The sequence below is a fragment of the Photobacterium sp. DNB23_23_1 genome (genome assembly GCF_052873815.1).
Window position 1 is genome coordinate 1 of the sequence record NZ_JBNNXT010000117.1, and the last position, 309, is coordinate 309.

1 tRNA gene is annotated in these 309 nt (G+C 50.8%); it reads left to right on the top strand.

What is annotated here, in order from left to right:
* The first annotated feature begins 100 nt into the window (after positions 1-100).
* Positions 101-175, top strand: a tRNA-Gln gene (locus ACVA53_RS25070).
* The last annotated feature ends 134 nt before the right edge of the window (positions 176-309 follow it).

Genomic DNA, 309 nt, shown 5'->3' on the forward strand with positions numbered 1-309 from the left:
TGGTAGACGCACCAGATTTAGGTTCTGGCGCCGCAAGGTGTGAGAGTTCAAGTCTCTCCTTCCGCACCATTCTCTCTAACATGCTTACAGAGCAACCTGCAGGGCTATCGCCAAGCGGTAAGGCAGCGGCTTTTGATGCCGCCATTCCCTGGTTCGAATCCAGGTAGCCCTGCCATCTTTTGCTTAACGTCTTTTGTTATTCATTGCTATGATGGATATAGACGGTAAGTACGCGGAAGTGGCGAAATTGGTAGACGCACCAGATTTAGGTTCTGGCGCCGCAAGGTGTGAGAGTTCAAGTCTCTCCTT